This window comes from Sphaerisporangium sp. B11E5 (assembly GCF_039871875.1).
GTDB lineage: Bacteria > Actinomycetota > Actinomycetes > Streptosporangiales > Streptosporangiaceae > Sphaerisporangium.
The window spans coordinates 347,129-367,057 of sequence record NZ_JBDPMD010000001.1; the positions used below are offsets into that span (position 1 = coordinate 347,129).

At 72.9% G+C, this 19,929-nt stretch carries 16 protein-coding genes; 7 read left to right on the forward strand and 9 right to left on the reverse strand.

Features of this window, described 5'->3' with window-relative positions; genetic code table 11:
• Positions 1-48: 48 nt before the first annotated feature.
• Complete coding sequence (locus ABGB17_RS01305; protein ID WP_347625806.1) at positions 49-1,080, reverse strand: sigma-70 family RNA polymerase sigma factor; 1,032 nt, start codon at positions 1,078-1,080, stop codon at positions 49-51.
• A gap of 220 nt (positions 1,081-1,300) precedes the next feature.
• On the opposite strand from ABGB17_RS01305, the gene ABGB17_RS01310 reads away from it, so the two are divergent.
• The 3 genes from ABGB17_RS01310 to ABGB17_RS01320 all read left to right on the forward strand — a co-directional run bounded on the left by ABGB17_RS01310 (position 1,301) and on the right by ABGB17_RS01320 (position 4,545).
• Positions 1,301-1,783 carry a cation:proton antiporter regulatory subunit gene (locus ABGB17_RS01310; protein WP_347625807.1) on the forward strand — a complete coding sequence of 161 codons (483 nt, stop codon included), beginning with the start codon at positions 1,301-1,303 and terminating at the stop codon, positions 1,781-1,783.
• 9 nt (positions 1,784-1,792) lie between these two features.
• Positions 1,793-2,953 carry a cation:proton antiporter gene (locus ABGB17_RS01315; RefSeq protein WP_347625808.1) on the forward strand — a complete coding sequence of 387 codons (1,161 nt, stop codon included), beginning with the start codon at positions 1,793-1,795 and terminating at the stop codon, positions 2,951-2,953.
• A gap of 143 nt (positions 2,954-3,096) precedes the next feature.
• On the forward strand, positions 3,097-4,545 hold the full coding sequence (locus ABGB17_RS01320) for an MFS transporter (RefSeq protein ID WP_347625809.1): 1,449 nt from the start codon (positions 3,097-3,099) through the stop codon (positions 4,543-4,545).
• A gap of 12 nt (positions 4,546-4,557) precedes the next feature.
• Here the strand turns inward: ABGB17_RS01320 and ABGB17_RS01325 are convergent, their stop codons facing one another.
• On the reverse strand, positions 4,558-5,289 hold the full coding sequence (locus tag ABGB17_RS01325) for a hypothetical protein (protein WP_347625810.1): 732 nt from the start codon (positions 5,287-5,289) through the stop codon (positions 4,558-4,560).
• 250 nt (positions 5,290-5,539) lie between these two features.
• On the opposite strand from ABGB17_RS01325, the gene ABGB17_RS01330 reads away from it, so the two are divergent.
• Positions 5,540-6,979 carry an MFS transporter gene (locus ABGB17_RS01330; RefSeq protein ID WP_347625811.1) on the forward strand — a complete coding sequence of 480 codons (1,440 nt, stop codon included), beginning with the start codon at positions 5,540-5,542 and terminating at the stop codon, positions 6,977-6,979.
• A 135-nt stretch (positions 6,980-7,114) separates the two neighbouring features.
• Here the strand turns inward: ABGB17_RS01330 and eda are convergent, their stop codons facing one another.
• From eda to zwf, 4 genes are read right to left on the reverse strand one after another with little or no spacing between them, the layout of a single operon-like run.
• Positions 7,115-7,729, reverse strand: a complete 615-nt coding sequence (eda, locus tag ABGB17_RS01335; protein WP_347625812.1) for a bifunctional 4-hydroxy-2-oxoglutarate aldolase/2-dehydro-3-deoxy-phosphogluconate aldolase — start codon at positions 7,727-7,729, stop codon at positions 7,115-7,117.
• Positions 7,726-9,207: a glucokinase gene (locus ABGB17_RS01340; RefSeq protein WP_347625813.1), complete on the reverse strand. Its 1,482-nt coding sequence runs from the start codon at positions 9,205-9,207 to the stop codon at positions 7,726-7,728. Before ABGB17_RS01340 ends, eda begins: the two co-directional genes overlap by 4 nt.
• Positions 9,204-11,264, reverse strand: coding sequence for a phosphogluconate dehydratase (edd, locus tag ABGB17_RS01345; protein ID WP_347625814.1), 2,061 nt, complete (start codon positions 11,262-11,264; stop codon positions 9,204-9,206). The genes ABGB17_RS01340 and edd overlap by 4 nt, the downstream gene beginning before the upstream one ends.
• Complete coding sequence (zwf, locus tag ABGB17_RS01350; protein ID WP_347625815.1) at positions 11,261-12,766, reverse strand: glucose-6-phosphate dehydrogenase; 1,506 nt, start codon at positions 12,764-12,766, stop codon at positions 11,261-11,263. Before zwf ends, edd begins: the two co-directional genes overlap by 4 nt.
• A 140-nt stretch (positions 12,767-12,906) precedes the next feature.
• Between zwf and ABGB17_RS01355 the strand changes: the two genes are divergently transcribed.
• Positions 12,907-14,148: an ROK family transcriptional regulator gene (locus ABGB17_RS01355; protein ID WP_347625816.1), complete on the forward strand. Its 1,242-nt coding sequence runs from the start codon at positions 12,907-12,909 to the stop codon at positions 14,146-14,148.
• Here ABGB17_RS01355 and ABGB17_RS01360 read toward each other — a convergent pair.
• Positions 14,077-14,808: a DUF2470 domain-containing protein gene (locus ABGB17_RS01360; protein WP_347625817.1), complete on the reverse strand. Its 732-nt coding sequence runs from the start codon at positions 14,806-14,808 to the stop codon at positions 14,077-14,079. The two genes, ABGB17_RS01355 and ABGB17_RS01360, sit on opposite strands and share 72 nt — an antisense overlap.
• A gap of 100 nt (positions 14,809-14,908) precedes the next feature.
• Between ABGB17_RS01360 and rpsD the strand changes: the two genes are divergently transcribed.
• Positions 14,909-15,523: a 30S ribosomal protein S4 gene (gene rpsD, locus ABGB17_RS01365; RefSeq protein WP_347625962.1), complete on the forward strand. Its 615-nt coding sequence runs from the start codon at positions 14,909-14,911 to the stop codon at positions 15,521-15,523.
• A 199-nt stretch (positions 15,524-15,722) separates the two neighbouring features.
• Here the strand turns inward: rpsD and ABGB17_RS01370 are convergent, their stop codons facing one another.
• Both ABGB17_RS01370 and ABGB17_RS01375 read right to left on the reverse strand, forming a co-directional pair.
• Positions 15,723-15,953, reverse strand: a complete 231-nt coding sequence (locus tag ABGB17_RS01370; RefSeq protein WP_347625818.1) for a hypothetical protein — start codon at positions 15,951-15,953, stop codon at positions 15,723-15,725.
• Positions 15,954-16,002: 49 nt separating this feature from the next.
• Entirely contained in the window at positions 16,003-17,367 is a 1,365-nt protein-coding gene (locus tag ABGB17_RS01375) for a S8 family serine peptidase (protein ID WP_347625819.1), read from the reverse strand.
• A gap of 497 nt (positions 17,368-17,864) precedes the next feature.
• Between ABGB17_RS01375 and ABGB17_RS01380 the strand changes: the two genes are divergently transcribed.
• A complete protein-coding gene (locus ABGB17_RS01380; protein WP_347625820.1) occupies positions 17,865-19,919 on the forward strand; it encodes a spermidine synthase in 2,055 nt (684 codons plus the stop codon).
• Positions 19,920-19,929 lie beyond the last annotated feature (10 nt).

Genomic DNA, 19,929 nt, shown 5'->3' on the forward strand with positions numbered 1-19,929 from the left:
GGGACAAGTCATGACGTGCAGCTTACGGGGACCGCGCCGATGAACGGGTCAGGGCAGGAACGGCGGCAGCCCGAAGGCGGGGAAGTGGTCCGCCCCGATGAACGACGTGATCGCGGCGATGCGGTCGCCGCGGAGGGTGAAGACGTTCACCGACCAGGCGTGGTGCACGTCGGCGTCCTCGTCGCGCAGGTAGCAGGCGACGGCGGGCTGTGCGTTGGCCGTGACGGGGAGGTGGCGCCAGGCGCCGCAGGTGGTGAGGGGCACCTGGGTGGCGAACTCCATGGCGGCGGCCCGGCCCCGGTACCAGTGGGGGAGCGGGGGCATGGACCAGGTGACGTCCTCGGTGAGCAGGGCGACCAGGGCGTCGGCGTCGCCGCGCTCCAGGGCCGTGGAGTAGCCGGTGACGATCTCGCGCAGGCGGGCGTCGCCGAGCTTGCGGAGCGTCCGCTGCTGGCCCGGGCCGGGGATCTTCTCGGCGACGATCGCGCGGGCGCGTTGCAGGGCGCTGTTCACCGACGCGACCGTGGTGTCCATGGCGGCGGCGATCTCGGCGGCGGAGAAACCGAGCACCTCGAACAGCAGCAACGCCGCCCGCTGGTTCCCGGGAAGGTGCTGCAGCGCGGCCACGAACGCGAGCTCGACGGCCTCCCGCTGCTCGTACCGGGTGTGCGGCCCGCCCGGCCCCTCGGGCAGCCCCGCGTCAGGGTAGGGCCCCAGCCAGGCGACGTCGCCGAGTGGCGCATCGCCCGTCACGACCCGCTCGCTCGCCGGACCGAGGTCCACCGGCAGCGCCCGCCTGCCGCGCGTCCGCACGACGTCCAGGCAGACCCGGGTGGCCACGGTGTACAGCCACGACCGCACCGACCCGCGCCCCTCGAACCGCGCGAGCCCCCGCCAGGCCCGCACCAACGCGTCCTGCAGTGCGTCGTCGGCGTCATGGACGGACCCGAGCATGCGGTAACAGTGCGCGTGCAACTCCCGGCGCAACGGCGCCACCAGCCGGGTGAACGCGGCGCCGTCCCCGTCGCGCGCGAGCGACAGGTCGTGATCCTCGGCGACGCGATCCGAAACTTTGTTCACAACAGATGATTCTGCCTCACCGCCGAACCGCGGCCCGTGCCGGGCATGGGCCGCGTGGCCGTCCTCACCGACTCCGAGGCAACCCGATCGGCCTGCTCGGCGCCTGACGTCCGAGCGAAAGGAGCCCCCGCCAGGGCTGGTCCGCCGTAATCGGGGCGTGGCCCGGCAATTGGATAGGGTCGGGGCAGAACTGGCGAAACCCGGCGTGGAGGACGGTGCGGTGGAGGTCGAGCAGACGGCGTTGCCGGGGATCGGGTTGCGGCATGAGTTCACGACGCGGTCCGGGCGGCGGGTCGGGGTCGTGTCGCATCGGACGGGGCAGCGTGACCTGGTCATCTACGACTCCGGCGACCCGGACCGCGCCTGCGAGAGCGTGCGGCTGAACGACGAGGAGGCGGACGCGCTGGCCGAGCTGCTCGGCGCGCCGCGGATCGTGCAGCGGCTCAACGATCTCCACCGGGAGGTCGAGGGGCTGGTCAGCCTTCAGTTGCCCATCGCGCCGGAGTCGCCGTACGCGGGGCGGCCGATGGGGGACGCGCGGGTGCGCACCCGCACCGGGGCGTCCGTCGTGGCGGTGGTGCGGGGCGGGCAGGTGTTCGCCAGCCCGGGGCCGGAGTTCACCCTGGAGGCCGGGGACGTCGTGGTCGTCGTGGGCGGGGCGGACAGCACGGCCGCGGTCGCCGAGATCCTGGCCAAGGGGTAGGACGGGGCGTTGCACCACACGGCGATCCTGTTCCTTGAGTTCGGCGCGGTCCTGCTCGGTCTCGGCATCCTCGGAGCGTTGGCGCTCCGGGTCGGCATCTCACCCATCCCCCTGTACCTGGTGGCCGGGCTGGCGTTCGGCACCGGCGGCATCCTCCCCCTCGCGACCAGCGAGGAGTTCACCGCGGTCGGCGCCGAGCTCGGCGTCATCCTGCTGCTGCTCACCCTCGGCCTCGAGTACAACGCCGACGAACTGGTGACCAGCCTGAAGGGCAACGCCCGGGCCGGCCTGGTCGACCTGGTGCTGAACGCGACGCCCGGCGCGCTCTGCGCCCTGCTGCTCGGCTGGGGCCCGGTGGCGGCGGTGGCGATGGCCGGGGTCACCTACGCCACCTCCTCGGGCATCACGGCCAAGGTGCTGTCGGACCTCGGCTGGATCGGCAACCGGGAGACCCCGGTGGTGTTGTCCCTGCTGGTGTTCGAGGACCTCACCATGGCGATCTACCTGCCGGTGCTGACCGCCCTGCTCGCGGGCCTCAGCCTCGCGGCGGGCGCGGTGACGGTGGCGATCGCCCTCGGCACGGTCAGCGTCGTCCTGCTGATCGCGCTGCGCTTCGGCCGGTTCATCGAGGCGTTCGTCGCCAGCCCCAACAACGAGGTGCTGCTGCTCAAGGTGGTGGGCCTCGCGCTGCTGGTCGCCGGGATCGCCCAGCAGCTCCAGGTCTCCGCCGCCGTCGGCGCGTTCCTGGTCGGCATCGCCCTGTCCGGCGAGCTCGCCGAGGAGGCCCGCACGCTGCTCATCCCGCTGCGCGACCTGTTCGCCGCGGTCTTCTTCGTCTTCTTCGGCCTCCAGACCGACCCCACCAAGATCGTCCCAGTGGCCGGCCTCGCCGTGATCCTGGCCGTCGTCACCATGATCACCAAGCTCCTCACCGGCGCCTACGCCGCCCGCCGCGCCGGCATCGCCCGCGCGGGCCGCGCCCGGGCCGGCATCGCCCTCATCCCCCGCGGAGAGTTCAACATCGTCATCGCCGGCCTGGCCGTCGCCGCGGGCGCCCACCCCGACCTCGGCCCCCTCGCCGCCGCCTATGTCCTCATCCTCGCCGCCTTCGGCCCCCTGGCCGCCCGCCTGGTCCAGCCCCTGATCACGGCCATCGCCAAACGCGCCTGACCCGCCTCACGGTGTGCCGCCCCGGTTGTTAGGAGTGCCCGCCTCCGGGCAGGTGGCGTGGCCACGGAGGCCGCCGGGGGGCGGGTGGCCAGGGGCTTCGGGAGCAGGGGCGGTGGCCGGTGACTGCTGCGGAAACTGATGGGGTGGTACGGACACTGGTGCCGGCGCGACTGGACCGGTTGCCGTGGTCGCGGTTCCACACGCGGCTGGTGGTGGCGCTCGGGGTCGCGTGGGTGCTGGACGGCATGGAGATCACGATCGCCAGCGCGGTGGGGTCGGTGCTGCAGGACCGGGGCACGCTGGCGTTGTCGGCGGTGGAGGTGGGCTTCACCGCCACGGTGTACCTGGTCGGGCAGGTCGCGGGCGCGCTGGTGTTCGGGCGTCTGTCGGACCGGTTCGGGCGGCGGCGGCTGTTCATCCTCACGCTGGCGCTCTACCTGGTGGCCAACGGGATCACGGCGTTCTCGCCGAACCTCGCGTTCCTGCTGGTGTTCCGGTTCTTCGCCGGGGCGGGCATCGGCGGCGAGTACGCGGCCATCCACTCCGCCATCGACGAGCTGATCCCCTCGCGCTACCGGGGACGGGTGGACCTGGCGGTCAGCGGGACGTACTGGCTCGGGGCCATCATCGGCACGGCCAGCACCTACATCCTGCTCAACCCCGACCTGCTGCCCATCGACCTCGGGTGGCGGCTCGGGCTGCTGATCGGCCCGGTGCTCGGCGCGATGATCTGGGTACTGCGGCGGCACCTGCCGGAGAGCCCCCGCTGGCTGCTCATGCACGGCAGGCACGAGGAGGCCGAGGCGGCGGTGGCCGAGGTGGAGCGGCAGGTCGCCGAGAGCGGGCGCGAGCTGCCTCCCGTGCCGGAGGACAAGGCGCTGCACATGCGGCCGCACGGGTCGCCCTCCTACCGGGAGATCATCCGGGTGGTGCTGCGGGAGTACCCGAGCCGGACCTTCCTCGGCCTCACCATGATGATCAGCCAGTCGTTCCTCTACAACGCGATCTTCTTCACCTACGTGCTGGTGCTCAACACCTTCTACGGGGTCTCCCCGAGCGACTCCTCCAAGTTCCTGCTGGCCTTCGCGGTCGGCAACCTGGCCGGGCCGTTCGTCCTCGGGCCGTTCTTCGACACCATCGGCCGCCGCCCCATGATCTCCAGCACCTACATCGTCTCCGGCGTGCTGCTGGCGCTCACCGGATGGCTCTTCCACGAGGGCATGCTGAACGCCACCACCCAGACGCTGCTGTGGGCGGTGATCTTCTTCGTCGCCTCGGCGGCGGCCAGCTCCGGCTATCTCACGGTCAGCGAGCTGTTCCCCCTGGAGATCCGCGCGCTCGCCATCGCCGTGTTCTTCTCGGTCGCGCAGGGCTTCGGCGCCCTCGGTCCCACGATCTTCGGCGCGCTCATCGGCGACGAGGACAACCCCGACCCCACGGGTCTGTTCTACGGCTACCTGTCCGCGTCCGCTCTCATGATCGGCGCCGGCCTCGTGGCCTGGTTCTTCGCCGTCAAGGCTGAACGCCGCTCCCTGGAGGACCTGACCCCGTCCCTGTCGATGGTGGCCGCCAAGCCCACCCCGGCCGACTGACCCGTACGGACGTCACGCACGGCCCGCCCGCTCCTCCATCGGGAGCGGGGGGAACCGGGCGCCATGTGTGCCGAGCAGTCCGATGAGCTCGTCGAGGCGGGTGATGAGGTCGCGCATGCGCCGGCTGTCCACCTCGGTGCCGGCGGCCAGGTCTCGGATCTGCCGCTCCAGCGGGGTGAACCAGTGGGAGAAGCGGGGGTCGTCGTCGAGGCGTTCACAGAACTCCGCGACCCCGAGGCAGCGCCATCCGCGCTCCGGCATCGAGTCGTCCTCGACGAGCATCAGCTCCCCGATGGCCCGCTGCTGCCCGGACGGCACGAGGAGGGCCCGGTCCAGTGCGGGATCCCAGAGCACCTGGCGCACCCGGACGAGCTGCTCCACGAGCCGCCGGTTGCTCGCGTGGTCGCCGAGGTCGAGGAAGCCGATGGAACGGCGGAGGATCTCCACCCAGCCGAAATACTCGGCGAGCACGAACATCGTGTGACGTATCGAATAGTTCCTGCGGAACTCGTCGGACTCCTCCCCGCCGTACTTGGCGAGGTGACCGTCGTACAGGATGACCCACAGCCTGTTGCGCAGGTCGTGCACCGCCCACAGCAGGGGGTCGCGGTAGCGCGCCATGAGGTCGCGGGTCTGGTGCCGCCGCATGCGCAGATTGGTGACGTACGTGAGCGGGACGCCGACCACGCCCACGACAAGGCCGGTGATTCCCGTGACGAGCGCGACGACGACTTCGGGTTCCATCATGCCCTGCCGGACGGCGGCTTGGAGAGCCGGAGAAGAATACGGATGACCAGCGCGATTTCATCGTAGCTCCCGGCGCAGGTGTTTCGCGAGAAAACTCTTTGAATAGTGATATGTCGCAATTGGGGTGGATATTCACACCGGGCGGATCGGCCTGACTCTGTGCTGCGTCAATGAAAGCGGCATTTCTTCGGCCGCGGGAAAACGCCGCGCGGTCAAGCGTCCCTTCGGACGGATAACGTCTCGCGGCATGGGGGACGTCGTGCGGAGCCTCGTGCCCGCGAGGCTGGACCGGCTGCCGTGGGCCGGGTTTCACACGCGGCTGGTGGTGGCGCTCGGGGTGGCGTGGGTGCTGGACGGCATGGAGATCACGATCGCCGGTGCGATCGGGTCGGTGCTGCGCGAGAGGGAGACGCTCGGGCTGACGTCGGTCGAAGTGGGGCTCACCGCCACGGTGTACCTGATCGGGGAGGTGGCGGGGGCCCTGGTGTTCGGGCGGTTGTCGGACCGGTTCGGGCGCAGGAAGCTCTTCCTGATCACCTTGTCGCTGTACCTGATCGCGAACGGGATCACGGCGTTCTCCCCGAACCTGGCGTTCCTGCTGGTGTTCCGGTTCTTCGCCGGAGCGGGGATCGGCGGCGAGTACGCGGCGGTGCACTCCGCGATCGACGAGCTGATCCCGTCACGGTACCGGGGACGGGTCGATCTCGCGGTGAGCGGCACGTACTGGCTCGGGGCGATGATCGGGACGGCGGGCACCTATGTGCTGCTCGACCCGGACGTGCTGCCGGTGGACCTCGGCTGGCGGGTGGCGTTGCTCATCGGGCCGGGGGCGGGGCTGCTGATCTGGGGACTGCGGCGGCATCTGCCGGAGAGCCCGCGGTGGCTGATGACGCACGGGGGCCTGCGCGAGGCCGAGCGGGTGACGGCCGGGGTCGAGGCGGCGGTGGAGGCGGGAGGCCGGAACCTGCCGCCGGTGGACCAGGCCAGGGCCGTCGAGCTGCGGCCGCACGGGGCGCCGTCCTATCGCAGGATCGCCCGGGTGGTGCTGCGGGACTACCGGAAGCGGGCGGTGCTCGGGGCCACCCTGATGATCAGTCAGTCGTTCCTGTACAACTCGATCTTCTTCACGTACGTGCTGGTGCTCGGCACCTTCTACGACGTCGCGCCGTACGACGCGTCCCGGTACCTGCTGCTGTTCGCCGCGGGGAACCTCGCGGGGCCGGTGCTGCTCGGGCCGTTGTTCGACATCGTGGGACGCCGCCCCATGATCGCCGGGACGTACATGGCGGCGGGCGCGGTGCTCGGCGTGACGAGCTGGCTGTTCCGCCAGGGGATGCTCACCGCGACGACCCAGACCCTGCTGTGGTCGGTGATGTTCTTCCTCGCCTCGGCGGCGGCCAGCTCCGGCTACCTCACCGTCAGCGAGCTGTTCCCCCTGGAGATCAGGGCCCTGGTGATCGCGATGTTCTTCTCGGTCGCCCAGTTGTTCGGCGCGCTCGGCCCGGTGGTGTTCGGCGCGCTGATCGGCGACCGCCCCCAGCCGGAGCGCCTGTTCTACGGCTACCTGGGCTCGGCGGTGCTGATGCTGGTGGCCGGGGTGGTGGCCCTGCTGTTCGGCGTGAACGCCGAGCGGCGCTCGCTGGAGGACGTGGCCCCGTCCTTGTCCATGGCGGACACGCGCCGCTGAGGACGGGCCCGTGGGCGCCGGGTGAGGCGCGCCACGGGCCGAGGTCCATGAACGTCGATCGGGTCGCGGCGACTTCATGGCGTTCACCCGCGCTTCCGAGAGAGGAAGGAAGGTCGCGGGCGACCTGGGGCCGGGTCAGCCGCGCAGCGCGGCGGCCTCCGCGGCGAGTTTCTCGACGCGGCCGTAGTCGCCGGCGGCGAGGGCGTCCGGCGGGGTGAGCCAGGTGCCGCCGACGCAGCCGACGTTCGGCAGGGCCAGGAAGTCGGGGGCGGTCTCCGGCCGGATCCCCCCGGTCGGGCAGAACCGCACCTCGGGCAGCGGCCCGCCGAGGGCCTTCAGGTACGCCACGCCGCCGGCCGGTACCGCGGGGAAGAACTTCATCTCGGTGAGGCCGCGTTCCGCGAGCGCCATCACCTCAGAGGCCGTCGCCGCGCCCGGCAGGTACGGCACGCCGGAGCCCGCCATCGCGTCCAGCAGCGCCGGGGTGGCCCCCGGGCTCACCAGGAAACGGGCACCCGCCTCGGCGGACGCGGCGACGTCGGCCGGGGTGCGGACGGTGCCCGCGCCGGGCACCGCGCCGGGCACCTCGGCGGCGATCCGCGCGATCGCCTCCAGGGCGCACGGCGTACGCAGCGTCACCTCGATGGCGGGCAGGCCGCCCGCCACCAGCGCGCGGGCCATCGGCACCGCCGTCTCCACGTCGTCCACCACGACGACCGGGATGACGGGGGCCAGGTCGAGAACGCTCACTGCGCGACGCTCCTCACTCGTGGGGACGCCCCCGGACCGGCGGCCCCCGGCGACGGCGGACCGGCCTGCGACGGGGTCGCCACCGGGCCGGACGCCGGAACGGGCCCCGGACCGGACGCCGGAACCGGCGCCGGGCTGGACACCGGGACGGGTGCCGGATCGGATGCCGATACGGGTGCCAGGACGGGTGTCGGATTGGATGCCGATACGGGTGCCGGGCTGGCCGCCGGGACGGGTGCCGGGACGGGTGCCGGAACCGGCGCCGGGCCGGACACCGGGACGGGTGCCGGATCGGATGCCGATACGGGTGCCAGGACGGGTGTCGGATTGGATGCCGATACGGGTGCCGGGCTGGACGCCGGGACGGGTGCCGGAACCGGCGCCGGGCCGGACACCGGGACGGGTGCCGGATCGGATGCCGATACGGGGGCCGGACCGGATACTGATAGAGGTGCCGGGGCGGAAGTCGATACGGGCGTCAAGCCGGACACCGGGCCGGAGGTCTGGTCGGAGTAGCGCTGGCCGAGCCAGGCGGCGGCGCCGGTGAGGGCGGGCTGCTCGGCGACGATCGCCGTGGTCGCGATGCCGGTCAGGTAGCCGGACAACACGAGGTTCGCCTCGAAGCGGCGCCGGAAGTCGCTCTCCCGGATGCGCCGGACGATCCGCGGCACGATCCCACCCCCGAGGTATACCCCACCGTGTGCTCCCAACGTCAACGCGACATTAGCCGCGAAGCTCCCCAGTAGCCCACAGAACACCGAAACGGTTCGTGAGCATAGCGAATCATCCACCCGTGCCACGATCTCCGCGGCGGGCAGCGGCGCCGCCGCGACACCTTCCACCAGCGCGAGGCCGCGCCGCAGCCGCTCGAGCCCCGGGCCGGACAGCAGGTGCTCGGCGTCCACGAACGCCATGCCGTCCGCGCGCAGCGCCCGGATCACCTCGATCTCCAGGTCGGTGACGGCGGGCGCCGACACGTGCCCGCCCTCCCCGGGCACCGGCACCCAGCCGCCACGCGCGGGCACCAGTCCGGCGACGCCGAGGCCGGTGCCCGGCCCGAGCACGGCCTTCACCATGCCGGGCGCCGGGCCGGGCCCGCCGAGGGACGCCAGGTCGTCCTCGGCGGTGAGCCGCGGCAGGGACAACGCCAGGGCCTCGAAGTCGTTGAGCAGCTCGACGTGCGGGATGCCGAGGCCGGCCACCGACCCCGACCACCCCGCGTTGGTGAGCCGGTACCGGTCGCCGTGCACCTGCCCGGCGATCGCCAGGCACGCCGCCTCCGGCCGCACGCCCCCGCTGTGCGTCCGCAGGTAGGCCCGCACGGCGCCCGCCAGCCCGTCGTACTCGGCCCCCGGCAGCACGGCCACCGCCTCCGGCCGCCCGCCCGGCCGGCTCACCAGCCCGAACCGCGCGTTGGTCCCCCCGACGTCCGCCACCAGCCACGGCGCCCCCGCCGACGGCGGCGCGATGACGCTCACGCGCGCCCCTCCGCGAACTCCGCCGCACGACGCCCCCGCGTGCCGTCCCCGGAGTCCCGCAGGTCCCGCACGTCCCGCGTGCCGTCCCCGGAACCTCGCACGTCCCGCGTGCCGTCCGTGGCGTGCGCGGCGTGCGCGGCGTGCGCGGCGTGCGCGGGGCCCGTGGCGGGGCCGGGGGCGGGGTCCCGTACCACCGGCAGGCCGCCGAACGTGGCGGTCTCCGCGCCGCTCATCGCGAACACCCCCGCGCCCCGCTCGGGGGGCGCCGCGGTGCGGCGGAAGGCGGTGAACAGCTCGCGGCCGGTGCCCACCCACTCGTCGTCCGCCAGGGGCCGCCCCGCCGGGGTGCGGGAGGCCAGCTCGGCCTCCGGCACCAGCAGCTCCAGCGTGCCCGCCGCGGAGTCCAGCCGGATCGGGTCACCGTCGCGGACCAGCGCGATGGGGCCGCCGTCGGCCGCCTCGGGCGACAGGTGGATGGCCGCGGGCACCTTGCCCGACGCGCCGGACATGCGCCCGTCGGTGACCAGCGCCACCTTCATCCCCCGGTCCAGCAGCACGGCCAGCGGCGGTGTCAGCTTGTGCAGCTCCGGCATGCCGTTGGCCCGCGGCCCCTGGTAGCGGATCACCGCGACGAAGTCCTGCCCGTCCAGCTCGCCCGCCTCGAACGCCGCCAGCAGCCCCGCCTGGTCGTCGAACACCTTGGCCGGGGCCTCGATCACCAGGTGCTCGGGCTTGACCGCCGACACCTTGCTGACCGCCCGCCCGAGGTTGCCGTGCAGCATGTGGATGCCGCCGTCCGCCGAGAACGGGTCGGCCACCGGCCGCAGCACGTCCGGGTCGGTGCCGGTCGAAGGCGCCTCGGCCCACACCAGCTCGCCCTCCGTCAGCGACGGCCGGCTCCGGTAGCGCCCGAGGCCGCGCCCCGCGACGGTCAGCACGTCCTCGTGCAGCAGCCCGCTGTCCAGCAGGTCGCCGATGAGCACCTGCATGCCGCCCGCCGCCTCGAAGTGGTTCACGTCCGCCTGCCCGTTGGGGTACATGCGGGTGAGCAGCGGCACGTGCCGGGACAGCGCGGCGAGGTCGTCCCACAGCAGCTCGATCCCGGCCGCGGCGGCGATGGCCACCAGGTGCATGGTGTGGTTGGTGGAGCCGCCGGTGGCCAGCAGCGCCACGGCCGCGTTCACCACCGCCTTCTCGTCCACCACCTCGCCGACCGGCGCGTACTCCGGCCCGTGCGCGGTGATCTCCACGGCCCGCCGCCCGGCCGCCGCGGTCAGCGCGTCCCGCAGCGGGGTGCCCGGGTTGACGAACGTCGCGCCCGGCAGGTGCAGGCCCATGACCTCCATCAGCACCTGGTTGGAGTTCGCGGTGCCGTAGAAGGTGCAGGTGCCGGGCGAGTGGTACGACTTCGCCTCGGCGTCCAGCATCTCGCCGCGGCCGATCTTGCCTTCGGCGAACGCCTGGCGGGCCCGCGCCTTCACCTTGTTGGGCAGCCCGGACGGCATCGGCCCCGCGGGCACGAACAGCGCGGGCAGGTGGCCGAAGTGCAGCGCGCCGATCAGCAGGCCCGGCACGATCTTGTCGCACACGCCGAGCAGCAGCGAGGCGTCGAACATGTCGTGCGACAGCGCGATCGCGGTGGCCATCGCGATGACCTCGCGGCTGTACAGCGACAGCTCCATGCCGGCCCGGCCCTGGGTGACGCCGTCGCACATCGCGGGCACCCCGCCGGCGAACTGCGCCACGCCGCCGGCCTCGCGCACGGCCGCCTTGAGCAGCGGCGGGTAGGTCTCGTACGGCTGGTGCGCCGACAGCATGTCGTTGTACGCCGACACGATCGCCACGCCGGGCCGCTCGGCGCCGCGCAGCGCGAGCTTGTCGGCGGGGGAGCAGGCGGCGAACCCGTGGGCGAGGTTGGCGCAGCCGAGCGCCGTGCGGGCCGGGCCGCGCTCGCGGGCCTCGCGCGCCGCGGCGTCCACGCGCCGCAGATAGGCCGTGCGGCTCGGCCGGCTGCGCGCGGCGACGCGCGCGGTGACCTCCTCGACGATGGGGTTCACGGCAGGGTCTCCTCGTGCCAGGCGCGGCCGCTGCGGCCGAGCAGTTCGCGGGCGGCGGCCGGCCCGGCGGTGCCGGCGGCGTAGGGGTCGGGGACGGTGCCGTCCGCCTCCCAGGTGGCGATGATCGGGTCGATCCAGCGCCAGGCGGCCTCGACCTCGTCACGCCGCATGAACAGCGTGGGGTTGCCCGCCAGCACGTCCATGAGCAGGCGCTCGTACGCCTCGGGCACCCGGGTGCGGAAGGTGTCGGCGAAGCTCAGGGCGAGCGGCACCGGCCGGGGCGTCACCTCGCCCGCGCCCGGCTCCTTGGCCATGATGTGCAGCGTGATGCCCTCGCTCGGCTGCAGCCGCAGCACGAGCCGGTTGGGGCCGCCGCCGGGGAAGATCTGGTGCGGCACCTCCTTGAACTGCACCACGATCTCCGAGCGGTGGAACGGCATGCGCTTGCCGGTGCGCAGGTAGAACGGCACTCCCGCCCAGCGCCAGTTCTTCACCTCGGCGCGCACGGCGGTGAACGTCTCGACATGCCGCGACGCGTCGGTGGGCGGGGTCTTGTCCGGCTCGTCCAGGTACCCGGGCACGGCCGTCCCGTCCAGTTCACCCGCGGTGTACTGCCCGCGCACGGTGAAGCGGCGCGCCTCGGTGCCCTCGATGGGCCGCAGCGACTGCAGCACCTTGACCTTCTCGTCGCGGACCGCCTCGCGGTCGCCCCGCGCGGGCGGCTCCATCGCGACCAGGCAGAGCAGTTGCAGCAGGTGGTTCTGCACCATGTCGCGCAGCGCGCCCGCGTGGTCGTAGTAGCCGCGCCGTCCCGGCGTGCCCACCGACTCGGCGGCGGTGATCTGGACATGGTCGATCCACAGGGAGTTCCAGATCGGTTCGAGGAAGGCGTTGGCGAAGCGCAGCACCAGGAGGTTCTGCACGGTCTCCTTGCCGAGGTAGTGGTCGATGCGGAAGATCTGGTGCTCGCCGAAGATCGCGCCGACCTCCTCGTTGATGCGCCGGGCGCCTTCCAGGTCCCGGCCGAGCGGCTTCTCCAGCACCACGCGGGAGCGGGGCGTCACGAGGCCCGCCTCGTGCGCGGCCCGGCAGAACGGGCCGAACGTCATGGGCGGGCTGGCCAGGTAGAAGACCCGGTCGACGTCCTCGTACCCGGCGAGCAGGCGGGTGAGGTCGCGCCAGCCGTCCTGGCCGGCGCCGCCGACGTCCACCGAGACGTGGCGCAGCCGCCCGAGGAAGCGGTCCCAGCTCGCGGTGTCCTCCGGATACAGGCGGGTCCGCACGTCCGACTCGACCTTGCCGCGGAAGTCGGCGTCGGTGAGGCCGCCGCGGGACAGGGCGATGATCCGGGTGCGCGGGTCGAGGCGCCCGTCCCGGTCGCTGTGGAACAGGGCGGGGAGCAGCTTGCGCAGGGCGAGGTCGCCGGTGCCGCCGAACACGACCAGGTCGGCGTGGTGGGCGTCGAGGCTGTGGCGAGCGGCTGGGGGCTCGGGCTCAGGCACGTGAGGCTCCGGAGATCGACCAGTCAAGGACAGATCGGACACTAGCTGGAACTTATGCCGGATACAACCATAGTTTTGCCGATTGAGATGAGCGACTTAGGAACTTTGTATTACAAAAGTGGGTGTGGTTGACTTGTCCCGTGCGTCGACGATCAGCGGCCACGCTGGCCAGCAGCGGTGACGTTCTCGGCCTCATCAGGTCGGGCGATGCCGTGACCCGTGCCGACATCGGCCGCCTCACCGGGTTGTCACGGCCCGCGGTGGCCCTGCGGGTGGGCGAGTTGCTGGAGCACGGCCTCGTGGTGGAGGACACCGAGGGCCCGTCCACCGGGGGCAGGCCGCCGGCCCGGCTCGCGTTCAACGCCGCCGGGGGTGTCGTGCTGGTCGCCTCACTCGGCGCCGGGCGCACCCAGATCGCGATGTGCGACCTCGCCGCACGCGAGCTGGCCCGCACCGAGCTGGAGATCGACGTCGAGCGCGGCCCCGACGTGGTGCTGCCGCTGCTGATGGACCACTGGGCGGAGCTGCTCGGGGACCGCCCCATGGCGTCGGTGCGCGGGGTCGGCATGGGCGTCCCCGCCACGGTCGAGTTCGCGGCGGGCCGTGTCGAGAGCGCCCGCGTCATGGCGAGCTGGACCGGCGTGGTCATCCCGCCGCTCATCTCGGCGCGCTATCCGGTGCCGGTGTTCGTCGACAACGACGTCAACGTGATCGCCATGGGGGAGTACCGCACCGAGTACGCCCCCGGCGTGGACGATCTGCTGTTCGTGAAGGTCTCCACCCGCATCGGCGCCGGCGTCATCGCGGGCGGCGGCATCCTGCGCGGCGCGCTCGGCGCCGCCGGGGAGATCGGTCACATCCCCGTGCGCGACGGCGGCGGGGTGTTGTGCCGGTGCGGCAACATCGACTGTGTCGACTCGGTGGCCAGCGGCACCGCCATCCTGCGCGACCTGCGGGCCCGCGGCCGCGAGGTGTCCTCGCTGGCCGACGTGGTCACCCTGGTGCGCGCGGGCGACGCCGAGACCATGGCCGTGGTGCGCCGGGCGGGGCGCCTGCTCGGCGAGGTGGTCGCGAGCGCCGTCAACCTGCTCAACCCCGCCGTCGTCGTGCTCGGCGGCGACGTCACCGAGACCTTCCAGCCTCTGGTGTCCGCCGTGCGGGAGGTCGTGCACCGCCGTTCCACGGCGCTGTCCACCCGCAGCCTGCGCGTGGAGCGCACCCGTCTCGGCCCTGGCGCGGGCATCGTCGGGTGCGCGCTGATGGTGATCGACCACGTCCTCGCGCCCGAGGCCGTGGACGCGGCGATACGGTCAGCGGCCCCCGTGTGGGCAGAGCAGGGCGGCCACGGCGCGCTCCAGGGCGTGCGGGGCGCTCACCGGTGACGGCCAGGGCAGGCGGATGAGGGTGGGGTCCTCGATGCCGGAGCGCACGGTCGCGCCGTAGCGGTCCAGCTCCCACAGCCAGGCGTCGCGCACGGGGTGGCCGAGCAGGGTGTTCAGGGCGCCGTGCAACTGGTCGCGGTGGGAGTCGTTGACGTGCGCCAGCATGCGCTCGGCCGCCTCCAGCAGGGGGTCCGGGCCGGCGCCGAAGTAGTCCTCGGCGTCCAGCATGCCCGACTCCTGGCCGGTGAGGTAGATCACCTGGGCCACGTCCACCTGGAACAGCCGGGGCCCCGCCGGGTCGTTCTCCACGGCGGCGAACAGGGACTCGTCGGGGCAGCGGGCGGCGATCGTCACCGCGGCGTCGCGCACGTCGCCGGGGGAGACGGCCTGGACCCAGCCCTGGATCTTCAGCAGGCCGCGCGGGTGGTCGATGCCGGCGAGCGCCCGGGTGGCGGTGAGGTCCACGGTCACCACGGCCTCGTCCTGGCCGGCCAGGGCGTGCAGCGGCTCGCCGGGGCGGACCAGCAGCAGGGGACGACCGGTCTCGTCCACCGCGCCGCGGGCCGCGTGCGCGGTGCCGTCCAGGGAGACGTGGGTGGGCACGGCGGTCAGGGCCAGGCCGCGGACGCGTTCGGAGATGGGCGGGACCGTGACGTGCATGGCGGTGCTCCTGGTTCTCGTCGCGGGGGGTCCCGCGGTGGCCTCGGTCGTCATGTTAGGGTTACCTAAGTAAGGCTTACCTAACCATAGAGAGGTGATCGTGCGCTACACCGGTCCCAAGGTGCGGCTGTCGCGCCGGGCGGGCGTCCCGCTGACGCGCAAGGCCGTCCGCTACTTCGAGGCGCGTCCCTACCCGCCCGGCGAGCACGGCCGCAAGACCAACCGGCGCGCCGCCGGTGACTACAGCGTGCGCCGCATGGAGAAGCAGAAGCTGCGCTGGTACTACGACGTCTCGGAGAAGCAGATGCGCCGGTACTGGGACCTGGCGCTGCGCCGCCCCGGCCGCTCCGGGGCCGAGCTGGTGAGCATCCTGGAGAGCCGCCTCGTGTCGCTGGTGCTGCGGGCCGGCCTCGCGCCGTCCATCTACGCGGCCCGGCAGTACGTCGGCCACGGCCACATCACCGTGGACGGCCGCAAGGTCGACATCCCGAGCTACCTGGTGCGTCCCGGCCAGATCGTGGCCGTGCGCCCGAAGTCCCGTCAGATGCAGCCGTTCGTCGCCGCCGCCGAGGGCGTGTACGCCGACGAGATCACGGCGCCGTACCTGACGGCCGACCTCAAGGAGCTCACCTTCACGCTCACCGCCAAGCCCGAGCGCCCCGAGATCCGCCTGCCCGTCGACGAGCAGCTCGTCGTCGAGCACTACTCGCGTTAGCCGCACCGAGACCCCGCCCGGCAGGGCCCGCACCGGCACCGGGTGCGGCGCCGCGTGCCGTCGCGGCCGGCCGTACGGTCCCGCCACGTGTCCGGGGCGGGACCGTACGGCTCTTTTCATGGGCCGCGCCGGTGGGCGGCCCGCACGGCTGTTTCGTGTCCGGGACCAGGGGGACGGTACGGCCCTTGCGCGTCCCGGGTCACTGGGGCGGCCCGTACGGCTCGATGGGCGGGTCGGAGTAGGGGCCGCCGGCGGGGGGAGCGGCGCGGCCGGCCGCGGGCTCGGTGACCCGCAGGGCGTAGAGGCCCTGGTCGGGGTCGAGGGGGACCAGGCCGTAGGCGGTGTCCACCTCGTCCTCGGCGAGGCCGAGTTCGTGCCGCGCGTCGGCCAGGGTGGCGCCGGGCGGCAGGTGCACGGTGATCAGGACCATGGCACCACGTTACGTGGCCGGCGCCGGACGCTCCGCGTCCCCGCGCGGGTCAGCGGGCCAGCGCCGGGGTGCGGCGTTCCAGGGCGGCGAGCAGGGAGACCGGGTCGGTGATGCCGTACCCGTAGTCGTAGTCGTAGCCCACGTCGCTGCGGTCCTCGGCGGTGCGCTGGAGCAGGGCGCGCAACTGCGCGGGCGGCAGCACCGAGGCGGGCCAGCGGGTGCGGACGGCGGCCACCAGGCCGGCGGCGACCGGGCAGGCGGCCGAGGTGCCGGAGTCCGGCTTGCCGTCGCCGAACGCCCCCGAGCCCGAGAAGTGGGTGTACGCGCAGATGTCCGGCTTGCGGTCGCTGAGCCGCCCGGGGCCCTGCGAGGAGTACCCCACCCGCTGCCCGTTGGTGTCGACCCCGCCGATCGAGAGCACCTGCGGGTGGGAGTTGGCCCCGACGATCGGCCGCTGGGGGTAGGCGCACCGCCCGTCCCGGCACTCCACGCCGCAGTTGCCCGCCGCGAACAGGATGTCGGCCCCCGCCTGCGCGAGGCTGCCCACGATGATGTTGAACGGGTGGGCGGGGTTGTCGGAGTAGTTCCCCGGCCGGCCCGGCGGCAGGTCCCACATCGGGGAGAACGACCCCCAGCTGTTGCTGATCACCAGCGCCCTGCTGTCCTCCGGCTGGGCGTCCAGCACCGTGCGCAGGTGGGCGAACGCCGCCACGGCGTCCGACAGCAGGCCGTCCATGACGCTGTCGCCGCGGCGCCGCGACAGCAGCACCGGGATGTCGATCACCGAGGCGCGCGGCGCGCAGATCAGCGCGTCGAAGGCGCACATCGTGCCGTGGTCCACCGCGAACGCCCCGGCGCCGCCGCCGACCCCGGAAGGGTTCCAGCTCCGCGCGTGGTCGATCTCGCAGGCCCGGCCGAGCCGCTGCGTGACGTGCGCGGCGTTGACCCCGGTGTCGCAGATCGCCAGCGCCACGCCGGCCCCGTCGCACCCCTCGGCCAGCAGCTCGGGCACCGCCATCAGCCGCTCGACGTCCTGCCAGGAGCCCACCGGCGGGGAGCCGCCGCAGGTCAGCGTGGTCTCGATCACCGGGTCCGCGTACACCCCCACGATGTCGCGGTGGCGGGCGTGCAGCAGCGCCACGCGGGCCGCGCCCTCGTCGTCGGCGATCTCGCCGCGCACCAGCACCGACGCGTCCTCGGCCGCCATGGAGAACACCAGCGGCTGGTTCATCGACAGCGGGTCGCCGTCCGGCGTCGCGGGCCGCGCCCGGGGCAGCGCCACCGGGGTGAAACCGTGGTCGAGCTCGACCCCCGGCAGCTCCCCGGCCACGTCGGCCGTGGTCGCCGTCATGCCGGGCGTCGCCACGGCGGTGACGAGGTCGGGAGTGGGACGCAACTGGATCAGGACCCGCATGAGGACACCACCTCGGAAACGATGACGACACGACGTCACCACCGTGCCGCACGCACTCTGGCCCGTCCACCAGCAGAAATACCGTGTCACCCGCCATTCCCCCGGATTCCCTCCCAAGTCGCGGCGGTCAATTTCCGGCGGCCCGGGGACGCGGCCGCACGGCGGCTCCGCGCTGCCCCGGGCGGACCCGGATCGGCGGGTCCCGCCTGGTCCGTGACGCCGGTCCGTGACGCCGGTCGGTGACGCCGGTCGGTGACGCCGGTCGGTGACGCCGGTCCGTGACGCCGGGGTGCCGGGTGCGCTTCGCGGGACGCGGGGCGGGCTTTCCCGCGCTGACCTCGCCGGAGCCGCAGGTGGCGGTGGTGGGGGCGGGGGAATGTAAGTTTCGCGGAGGGGCGGCGCACGGGGGGCGATGACGCGGCGTGACCGGCCGGGGCGGGGGGAGTTCGGAGGCGGAGGCTTCCGCGAGAGGGCGCCTGTTGGCTACGTTGTCACCCGTGATCGCCGTAGACACCCCACCTCAACCTGAATCCGGTGCCGCGCGGGCGCCCTGGCTGGCCGTACGGCCGAGGCTGGTGGTGGCCAGCGCGTTCATGTTGTTCCTGGAGCTGGCCCTCATCCGCTGGACCGGCTCCAACATCGTGCACCTCAGCTACTTCACGAACTTCGTGCTGCTGGGGTCCTTCCTCGGCATCGGGCTCGGGTTCCTGAGAGCCGGGCGCACGAAGCGGCAGCCGTACTACTCGCCACTGGTGCTGGCCGCCCTCGTGCTGATCGTGCTGCGCTTCCCGGTCACGGTGAACCGCGAGGCCGAGGGCATCCTCTACTTCACCAGCCTGTCCACCAGCGGCCCGCCCGCGTGGGCGATCCTGCCCGTCATCTTCGTCGCCGCGGCGGTGGTGCTGATGGGCCCGGCCGAGATGGTCGGCCGCTGCTTCACCGAGCTGTCCCGGCTGGACGCCTACCGCTACGACCTGATCGGCAGCCTCACCGGCATCGTGCTGTTCTCCGCGCTGTCGTTCCTGAGCGCGCCGCCGGTCGTCTGGGGCCTGATCGTCGCCGTCGTCTACGGCGTGCTGCTGCAGCCGAGGTCCCTCAGCAGGTACGTCGGCCTGGTGACGATCCCCTCCCTGGTGATCGTGGGCGCCCTGGCGTTCGAGACGCTCACCGCGGGCGCGTTGTGGTCGCCGTACTACAAGGTGACCAGTAAGCACTTCGCGATCGGCGACGTGCCGATCATGGACATCCAGGTGAACGGCATCCCGCACCAGCAGGCCATCCCCGCGCGCAACCGCCTGGAGTGGGAACGCCAGTACGCCCTGCCGTACGAGCGCACCGCGGCCGGTACGCAGGGCCGCCTGGACAACGTGCTCATCGTGGGCGCGGGCAGCGGCACCGACGTCGCCATCGCGCTGTCCAAGGGCGCCAAGCACGTCGACGCGGTCGAGATCGACCCGAAGCTGCGTGAGCTCGGCTTCAAGAACCACCCCGACCGGCCCTACAGCGACCCCCGGGTCACCACCCACATCACCGACGGCCGCGCGTTCCTCGAACGCACCGACGGCAAGTACGACCTGATCCTGTTCGCGCTGCCCGACTCGCTGACCCTGGTCTCCGGCGCCAGCTCGCTGCGCCTGGAGAGCTACCTGTTCACCGAGGAGGCCATGCGCGCCGCGCGCGACCACCTCAAGCCGGGCGGCGCGTTCGCGATGTACAACTACTACCGCGAGTTGTGGCTGGTGGACCGGCTCGCCTCGACCGCCCAGGCGGCGTTCGGGCACAAGCCGTGTGTGGACGAGGTCGGCGCCGGGCGGCAGGCCGTGATCACCGCCGGCATCACTCCGGACGCGCAGGTCTGCCCCGCCGTCTGGCTCGGCGCGAGCGCCGGCACCCCGCCGCCCGCGGTGGACGACCGGCCGTTCCTCTACCTGCACGGCCGTGACATCCCGTCCATCTATCTGATCGCGCTCGGGCTGATCCTGCTGGTCAGCGTGCTGGCCGTGCGCGCGGTGGCCGGGCCGTTCCGCACCATGCGCCCCTACGCGGACCTGTTCCTGCTCGGTGTGTCGTTCCTGCTGCTCGAGACCAAGAACATCACCGGGTTCGCGTTGCTGTTCGGCACGACGTGGGTGGTCAACGCGGTGGTGTTCGCCGGCGTGCTCGTGGCGGTGCTCCTCGCCGTGGAGGTGACCCGGCGGTTCAGGACACCCTCACTACCTGTGATGTACGGCATCCTGTTCGGCGGCCTGGTACTGGCGGCGCTGGTGCCGAACGCGTGGCTGCTCGGCCTGCCGCTGCCGCTTCGCGCGGTGTGCGCGGTGGTGGTGGCGTTCCTGCCGATCTTCGCGGCGAACGTCGTGTTCGCCAAACGGTTCAACGACACCGCGGACGCCACCACGGCGTTCGGCGCGAACCTGCTCGGCGCCATCCTGGGCGGCTGCCTGGAGTACCTGTCGCTGGTGATCGGCTACAACGGCCTGCTGGTCGTCGCCGGCCTGCTCTACCTCGGCGCCTTCGCCCTGCTGCCCCGCACGTCCAAAGCGGTGGTGTAGCCCCTGCCGC

Excerpts from the sequence above, each read along its gene's own strand:
- ABGB17_RS01330 (WP_347625811.1), top strand. The coding sequence starts at position 5,540 with ATGGGGGACGTCGTGCGGAGCCTCGTGCCCGCGAGGCTGGACCGGCTG.
- ABGB17_RS01325 (WP_347625810.1), bottom strand. The coding sequence starts at position 5,289 with ATGGAACCCGAAGTCGTCGTCGCGCTCGTCACGGGAATCACCGGCCTT.
- ABGB17_RS01375 (WP_347625819.1), bottom strand. The coding sequence starts at position 17,367 with ATGCGGGTCCTGATCCAGTTGCGTCCCACTCCCGACCTCGTCACCGCC.
- ABGB17_RS01370 (WP_347625818.1), bottom strand. The coding sequence starts at position 15,953 with ATGGTCCTGATCACCGTGCACCTGCCGCCCGGCGCCACCCTGGCCGAC.
- ABGB17_RS01360 (WP_347625817.1), bottom strand. The coding sequence starts at position 14,808 with ATGCACGTCACGGTCCCGCCCATCTCCGAACGCGTCCGCGGCCTGGCC.